This is a genomic window from Streptomyces fuscigenes, assembly GCF_021556455.1.
In the GTDB taxonomy this organism is placed as follows: Bacteria; Actinomycetota; Actinomycetes; order Streptomycetales; family Streptomycetaceae; genus Streptomyces; species Streptomyces fuscigenes.
Map to the genome: position 1 here is coordinate 1 of NZ_JAKGCV010000346.1, position 5,986 is coordinate 5,986.

6 protein-coding genes are annotated in these 5,986 nt (G+C 76.2%); all 6 read left to right on the forward strand.

The genetic code is table 11. The features are described 5' to 3' along the window. The first annotated feature begins 87 nt into the window (after positions 1-87). The 6 genes from L1885_RS21905 (at position 88) to L1885_RS21930 (ending at position 5,928) form a co-directional block, all read left to right on the forward strand. Positions 88-1,176, forward strand: coding sequence for a serine hydrolase domain-containing protein (locus L1885_RS21905; RefSeq protein WP_235798878.1), 1,089 nt, complete (start codon positions 88-90; stop codon positions 1,174-1,176). A gap of 454 nt (positions 1,177-1,630) precedes the next feature. Beyond that, positions 1,631-2,710, forward strand: a complete 1,080-nt coding sequence (locus tag L1885_RS21910) for a S1 family peptidase (protein ID WP_235798879.1) — start codon at positions 1,631-1,633, stop codon at positions 2,708-2,710. Between the two features lie 223 nt (positions 2,711-2,933). Next, positions 2,934-3,131, forward strand: coding sequence for a hypothetical protein (locus tag L1885_RS21915; protein WP_235798880.1), 198 nt, complete (start codon positions 2,934-2,936; stop codon positions 3,129-3,131). 9 nt (positions 3,132-3,140) lie between these two features. Further along, entirely contained in the window at positions 3,141-3,899 is a 759-nt protein-coding gene (locus L1885_RS21920) for a hypothetical protein (protein WP_235798881.1), read from the forward strand. Next, positions 3,896-4,843: a DUF6895 family protein gene (locus tag L1885_RS21925; protein ID WP_235798882.1), complete on the forward strand. Its 948-nt coding sequence runs from the start codon at positions 3,896-3,898 to the stop codon at positions 4,841-4,843. The genes L1885_RS21920 and L1885_RS21925 overlap by 4 nt, the downstream gene beginning before the upstream one ends. Then, positions 4,840-5,928, forward strand: coding sequence for a DUF6895 family protein (locus L1885_RS21930; protein ID WP_235798883.1), 1,089 nt, complete (start codon positions 4,840-4,842; stop codon positions 5,926-5,928). The genes L1885_RS21925 and L1885_RS21930 overlap by 4 nt, the downstream gene beginning before the upstream one ends. Positions 5,929-5,986 lie beyond the last annotated feature (58 nt).

Below are 5,986 nucleotides of genomic sequence, written 5' to 3' on the forward strand. Positions count from 1 at the left end.
GTCGGCGGGCCTGGGCGCTCCCCCGCGCCTCGGCGCCGTACCGGGCGGCGGGGGCACCGGTTCCGCCGCCGGGACGGGAGCCCTGTCGTGAACGCGCTGCGCGCCGTGCTCGAAGAGGCCCGCGCCCGGCGGGTGTTCTCGGGTGCGGCCTGGTCGGTGGGCACGGCGGACACCGTGCTCGACCGCGGCTGGACGGGCACCCGCCGCCGTCCGGAGCGGGCCGCGGAGGACCCGGAGCCGGGCGCCGACGCCCTCGACGGGACCGACCTGTGGGACCTCGCGTCCGTGACGAAACCGGTGGTGGGCCTCGCCGTCATGGCCCTCGCCGACCGGGGGGCCCTCGCCCTGGCGGACACCGTCGGCCGGCACCTGCCCCGCTACGCCGCGACCCCCCTGGCCCGCCTGACCGTCGCCGAGCTCCTCACCCACACCTCGGGGCTGCCCGGCGGGGTGCCGATGTACCGCGACCATCCGACCAGGGAGTCCCTGCTCGCCGCGCTCGGGAGGCTGCCCGCCGCCGAGCCCGGCACGCGGGTCGTCTACTCGTCGCAGGGCTTCATGCTGCTCGGGCTGATCGCCGAGGCCGCGTCCGGCATGCCGCTGGACGAACTGGTGGCCGAGACGGTGTGCGCGCCGCTCGGCCTGTCCGCGACCGGCTTCACACCGGACGCGGCGGCCCGGGCCCGCGCCGTCGCCACCGAGGACTGCCCCTGGCGCGGCCGCGTGGTCGTCGGCGAGGTGCACGACGAGAACGCGGTGGTGCTCGGCGGGGTCTGCGGCCACGCGGGCCTGTTCGCCACGCTCGACGACATGGAACGCCTCGGGGCCTCGCTCGCCGGCGGCGCCCGGGAACTGCTGCGCCCGGCCACCCACGCGCTCATGACCGCCCCGCACACCGACGGGCTCGGGCTGCGGCGGGGCCTGGCCTGGCAGGGACTCGACCCGGTGGGCTCGCCGGTCGGCACGGCCTTCGGCCCCGCCTCCTACGGCCACACGGGTTTCACCGGCACGAGCCTGTGGATCGATCCGGTGGCGGGCCTGTACGCGGTGCTGCTGACGAACCGGGTCCACCCGACCCGGACCGGCGAGGGCATCGCGGCGGTGCGCCGCGCCTTCCACGACGCGGCGCACTCGGCGTACGCCGCGAGGGCGGCCCGCGGCGCGCCGCGCACCTGATCCGCCGACACCGGCACGACCGGCCCGCCCCGCGTGCCCGGGGACCCGGCGCGTCCCCGGGCGTGGCGGCAACCCGGGCGCGCGGCCCCCGTGTGGCGGGCGTGACGGCACGTCCCGAAGGCGCACCGTCCCGAAGGCGCACCGTCCCGAGCGCACGCCGCCCCGAAGGCCCACCGCCCCGGCCGCAAGCACCGCCCCGGGAGCGCCGCGGGCCCGCTCCTGCCGCGCCGCCACCCGTTCGGGCGAAGGGGTCTACGGCCGATCACCGCCCGCGGCGCGCCGTGGCGGCCGGTTGGCGGGAGCGTGCTACTCGCACAGGGGAAATCGCAGCGCAACGCACCGCTCACACGACAGGGCGGGAACTAGTCGTCGCAACCGGGCGCGGACGCGACCTGCCGATGTCTCCTCCGTCATGAGTGTCCGTGCCGAACCTCTGGTCCCGAAGGGTTCTGAGTTGCAGTACAGACACGTCTCGACGCGGCGCGCCCGGCTGGCCGGCGCCGGCGCCCTCGCACTGACCGCCACCGCCGTCCTCGTCGCCACCGGCCCGGCCCACGCCGGCCCGACCCTGCCCGGACCGCCCGGACCCGAGGGACTGTCGGCCGCCTCCGCGGGCTCGCTCGCGGCGCGCTTCGACGACACCTCGCAAGGGTCGTTCTACGACTCGACGCACCACCGCCTCGTCGTCAACGTCCTGGACGAGTCGGCCGCCGACACCGTGCGGGCCGGCGGCGCGACGCCCCGGCTGGTGTCGAACTCGCTGGCGGAGCTGCGCTCCGCGACGGCGACCCTGCGGGCCAAGGCCATGATCACCGGCACGTCCTGGGTGATCGACCCCAAGGCGGACAAGGTCGTGGTCACCGCGGACCGCACGGTGGACGACGCGCGCCTGGCACGGCTGAACCGGATCGTCGGCGACCTGGGCAGCCGGGCCGTCCTGGAACGCACCGCGAGCAAGCTGTCGTTGAACATCTCGGGCGGCGACGCCATCTGGGGCGACGGGGCCCGCTGCTCGCTCGGCTTCAACGTGGTCAAGGGCGGCGACCCCTACTTCCTGACGGCCGGTCACTGCGGCAAGGCCGTCAAGAACTGGTCGGACACGCAGAACGGGGCGCAGATCGCGCAGACGGAGAGTGCGACCTTCCCGACGCACGACTACTCCCTCGTGAAGTACACGGCGACCGTGGCGCACCCGAGCGACGTGGACCTCTACAACGGGAGCACGCAGCCCATCACCAAGGCCGGGACGCCCCTCGTCGGGCAGACCGTGGAGCGCAGCGGCAGCACCACGAAGACCCACACCGGCGAGGTCACCGGGCTGGACGCCACGGTCAACTACGAGGAGGGCACCGTCAGCGGGCTCATCAAGACCTCGGTGTGCGCCGAGCCGGGCGACAGCGGCGGCCCTCTCTTCGACGGCTCCACGGCGCTGGGCCTCACCTCCGGCGGCAGCGGCAACTGCACGTCCGGCGGGGAGACTTTCTTCCAGCCCGTGCCCGCCGCGCTGACGGCGCTGGGCGCGGAGATCGGCTGACCCGGACGGTTCGGGCGGCCGCCGCCCCGCGGCCGGGGAGTGCGAAGGGCGGGCGGCCGTCCCGGTGGCCGCCCGCCCGGCTCCCGCACGGCCGGGAGTGACCGCGCACTGTGCGCCGTGAACTCTGCAGTGTGCAGTGTTACAGGCACTCTTGGCCCTTTTGCCGCCTATGTCGGTGTGTGTTGTGATGGTGAATGCAAGGCAGTACCTCGATCGAAAGGGGATGGTGGCTGTGGCTTCCGTCGAACCCGTGACCCGTGACCTCACTGAGCTTCAGGACACGGAACTCGAAGCGGCCCTCAACCCGATGGAAGCAGGCGGCGTCTTCCGCGACACGCGTGAATGCGCGGCGCTGGCCCTGGCCAGCGGCAGCGGATCGCTCCTGCTCTCGCCTCCGACCCCGCGGCCGAAGAAGGGCTGACGGAAGTCAATGACCGAGCAGCCCAGTACCTCGACCCGCCTGACGGGCGCGGTACAGGACCTCGCGTTCGAGGTGGTCTCCGCTCTCCGGAGCGGGGACCACGTCGGCGGTGTGTGCGGTGGCGCCGGGATCGGCGGTGACGACGGCCTGGGACTCGCGGCGGTGCGCGTGCTGGGTTGCGACGTCCTGCTCCCGAGCGTGCTGCTCGGCCGCCCCGCGGACCACGGCGACCTCTCCCTGTTCCGGCAGGCCGTCGCGGCCCACCCGCCCGCCTCCGGCGCCTCCGCCGTCTCGGCGTGGAGCCACTGGGCGATGACCGACACACTTCTGCGGCTCGCCGGGACCGGCGGCGCCGTCGACACGTTCTCCCCCGCGGACGGCCCCGCGGACGGCCCCGCGGACGCCGGGGAGTCGGCCGCCGCGGCCGAGCCCGGCACCGGCTGGCTGGACGACGCGCCCTGGCAGACGCTGGGTCACCAGCTCGCCGTGCTCGCCGCGCTGGCCGTCCCGGGCACCGGCTCGGGGATCGCGCGCGTCGCCGCCCGCAGGCCCGTGGACGTGGCCCGCGGCTTCGTGCGCGCCGTGCGGCGCCGCGACTGGCTCCAGGCCGCCGGCACCGGCCGCTGGCCCGCCGTGCTGGACGGGGTGCCCGAGACCCTCGGGCTGGACTCCGGCCTCGCCTTCGTCGCGCAGATGGGCGGCGACGACGCACGCGTCGCGCTGCACACGCACGTGGCACGTTCGCTGCGGGCGGGAGCCCGCGCGTGACAGCGCCCGCCGACGCGCCGCCGGCCCCGGCGGTGCGCGAGGTCGGCGCCGCCGCCCTGCGCTGGACCTGGGAGAACCGGGAGCACTTCCGGCTCGGCGAGGACGCGCTCGCCGAGCACGGCGACGTGAACCGCACCTGGAAACCCCTGGGTGAGCTCGCCCAGGTCTGCGTCTCGGTGCGCCGGGCCCTCCCGGAGTCCGACCCGCTGCACGCCACCGCGTCGGACCTGCTGCGCCATGCCTGGCGGCTGACGGAGAGCGGCGCGTTCTTCCATGAGCTCCAGCGCCTGGAGCCCTTCGGCACGTACGCCCTGGAGGTGTACGCGGCGTTCGCGTCGGCCGGCCTGCGCCACCCCGGCTTCGAGGAGCTCGCGGCGACTGCGGCCGCCACGCGCGGCTGGCGGCTGACGGAGCAGCAGCCCAACCGGCGCCTCGGCCTGCTCAACTCGGAGCGCCGCGTGGGCCTCGCCCCGCACCGGCCGGTGGCGGAGGCGCTGCGCGCCACCTGGCTGGGCGGGCTCCCCGAGCCGTGGACGTTCGAGGCCGCCTCCGGCTACACCCTCACGCACGTCGTCTTCCACCTCACCGACTGGGGCGGCGACGCGGCGGGCGTCCCAGACGACGTCGCCGCGTACCTGGGGCTGTGGCTGCCCGCCTGGCTCGACTCCTGCCTGGAGGACGACCAGTGGGACCTGGCGTGCGAGCTGCTCGCGGTGGCGGCCGCCCTGCCGGCGCCGCCGCCCGGCGACCTCTTCGCCGCGGCCTTCCGCGCCCTGGCCGCCGGGCAGGACGCCCGCGGCGCCCTGCCGGAGATCGGGCCGGGGACCCGCGGGCGGCCCGTGCGCCGCGCGTTCCCCGACTGCTACCACTCCACGCTGATGGCCGCCTTCGCCGCCGCACTGGCGCTCGGCCCCGCCCGCGAGAGACAGGGAGCCCCGGCATGACGGACGGCAACCCGGTCCGAGGGACCGGCACGACCCCGACCCCCGGCGGCCCCGGCGCCACGGCGCCCCGGGCCGCGACCGCGCTGGTCCACACCGTGGGCGCGCGGGCCATCGAGTGGCTGTACGCGCACCGCGCCGGCTTCCGCCTCGAACCGGACGTCGACCCGGAGATCGGGTTCCTCGAACGCTTCAAGCCGATCGGCGAGCTGGCCGTGATCGGCGGGGTGCTCTTCCGGGAGGGAGCGACGGGCTCCCGCCACACCGACCTCGTCCGCAGGCTGCTGAACCACGTCTGGCACGAGGTGCTGGACAGCGGGCACATGCTGGTGCGCGCCCAGCACACGGAGCCCATCTCGCCCGTCCCGTTCGAGGTCTACCTGCCGTTTCGGGAACTGGGCTACGCGGACCCCGCCGTCGAGCGGGCCGTGACGGCCAACCAGCGGCTCGCCGGCTGGCACGCGTTCGAGGTCAAGCCGGTGCGCCGGCTCGGCCTCACGGCGTTCCTGCGGCGCCACGCCGCGATCGCCGCCGCCGGGGCGCCGGCGGGGACACCCCCGGCCGCGCCGGCCCCGACGCACACCGCCGCGGGGAACGGCGCGCCGGACTCCCGGGACCTGTCGGCCGACCTGCGCCGCACCTGGCTCGCGGCCCGCCCCGAGCCGTGGACCGTCGAGGGCCACATCGCCTACGACATCACGCACACCGTCTTCCATCTCACCGAGTGGGGCGGTGACCCCGGCGGCCTGCCCGCCGACCTCGCCGACTACCTCGCCGCGTGGCTGCCCGCGTGGCTCGACGACTGGCTGGACCTGGAGCGCTGGGACCTGCTGGGCGAGCTGCTCGTCGTCGACGCGTGCCTGCCCGCGCCGACGCTCGACGCCCGCGCGTGGGAGGGCTTCGCCGCCGCCCAGCAGGAGGACGGGGCGATGCCCGCGCTGCGCGGCATGCCCGGGGGCGGGGCCGACGAGCTCTTCGACGCCGTCTACCACCCGACGCTCGTCGCCGCGTTCGCCTCCACCCTCGCCACGTCCCGCGCCCTCACCGAGCTGTCAGGACCGCCGGAGCCCGCCGGGGCCCCCACGTGAGCACGGCGCACGGCACGCCGCGCCCGGATCCGCGCGCCGCGGCAGCCGCGCCGGGGGA

Bases quoted from the DNA above. Each gene is read 5' to 3' on its own strand.
- L1885_RS21915 (WP_235798880.1), top strand. From the start codon at position 2,934: ATGGTGGCTGTGGCTTCCGTCGAACCCGTGACCCGTGACCTCACTGAG.
- L1885_RS21920 (WP_235798881.1), top strand. From the start codon at position 3,141: ATGACCGAGCAGCCCAGTACCTCGACCCGCCTGACGGGCGCGGTACAG.
- L1885_RS21930 (WP_235798883.1), top strand. From the start codon at position 4,840: ATGACGGACGGCAACCCGGTCCGAGGGACCGGCACGACCCCGACCCCC.